Annotated in this window: 1 protein-coding gene and 1 pseudogene; both read left to right on the forward strand. The window is 50.5% G+C overall.

The genetic code is table 11. The features are described from left to right. Nucleotides 1-84, forward strand: a pseudogene (locus QZ506_RS11645) (lipoprotein); the annotation flags it as partial. Between the two features lie 54 nt (nucleotides 85-138). Continuing rightward, nucleotides 139-1392: an autotransporter outer membrane beta-barrel domain-containing protein gene (locus tag QZ506_RS11650; RefSeq protein ID WP_291971224.1), complete on the forward strand. Its 1254-nt coding sequence runs from the start codon at nucleotides 139-141 to the stop codon at nucleotides 1390-1392. The last annotated feature ends 132 nt before the right edge of the window (nucleotides 1393-1524 follow it).

Below are 1524 nucleotides of genomic sequence, written 5' to 3' on the forward strand. Positions count from 1 at the left end.
CAGGTGGGTGAAGCCATGGCCATGGTCAAAGCGCTTAACCGGATCACGCTATTAGGAATGCCGAACAGTATTCGCATCACGTAACAATCGACCAGTATGGGGCGCAGTCGTTACAAGTTCTGATTTATTCAACAAAGCCTGGGGAATGGCGGGATCATTGTGGTCAATACCTTGCTCAGCGGGGATGCATCCCCCACTGATCGCCTGATCATTGATGGCTGCAACGCCTCGGGCCATACATCACTTCTGGTAAAAACAGGTAATAGCTTGGGAGGGCTCACCAACAAAGGCGTTGCCTTGGTACAAACTGAAAATGGCGGTGCGACCAGTGCTGACGCTTTTCAACTTGACCCCAACTCCGACGGGTACAACAGTACAGGGATATTGAAAGTTGGTGCATATAATTACAGTTTAAAACGCGGAGGCGATGGTGGAGAGGCGCAAGATTGGTATTTGGTTTCGCTACTTTCACCTGTGGTTGGCCCATACCTGCAAGAACGCCAATCGTCAATGACGATGCATAAACATACTCTGCGTGACAGACAGTGGCAGGTGCCGGGGCAAGAAGATTCGTATACCTGTCTACGCATGGAGGGCTCAATGGTTCAACACGATGGTGTTGATAACCAGGAAACAGAAGACAGGCGCTGGGTGCTACACGGAGGGAGTGACATCGCACGTTTCAGTGACGGGCACGACGGCAGCATTCGGGTTGTGCTGATGGCTCAATACGGCACTAGTTCCGGCAACAGTGAGGATGAGGTCTCACGTTCATCCCACAGCGTTAAAGGCTACAGCGCAGGAATCTATAGCACCTGGTTTGGCCACCAGGATCCGCAAACCGGCACCTATATTGATACCTGGTTGATGCATGGGCGATTTGACAACGACGTGACAGGCCAGGGGCAACGTACCGAGAGTTATCGCTCGCACAACACGACAATGTCCATTGAGAGCGGATATAAACTCAAGATAACTGAATCACCCACGGCACGGTATTACCTAGAGCCACAGGCTCAGATCATTTACTCCCTGTATCGCGCAAAAGATCACACAACGGCCAGCGGCTCAGTAGCATCTGATATGTCTGATAACAGCGCCACCACACGGTTGGGGGTCCGGCTTTATGAAGACAGACTGGACCGAAATGGCCAAACGTTGATGCAGGAGTTCATTGAAGCCAACTGGTGGCATGTGCCATCATCACAAACAATGCGCATGGATGACACGACAGTACGGGAACCAATGCCTGCCGATCGGGCTGAATTCAAATTTGGCGTGAAAGGCACGGTGATGCCGAACCTGAGTGTAACGGGTGCAGTCGGCGTAGATACCAATATGTCGTCTTATAAGGCTGGACGAGTTTCACTCGGCGTGAATTACTTGTATTAGTCGCGACTAGATCTGACACTGGACCTTGAAAGGTTGAGAGTTACCGGTTTTGATATGGGTGTCTAATCCTTAAACAAAACGCGAGGTAACTCTCATGCTTCATACTAACAATCCCATTATCAAACACAAAGC

The organism is Candidatus Symbiopectobacterium sp., from assembly GCF_020054415.1.
Taxonomy (GTDB): Bacteria; Pseudomonadota; Gammaproteobacteria; order Enterobacterales; family Enterobacteriaceae; genus Symbiopectobacterium.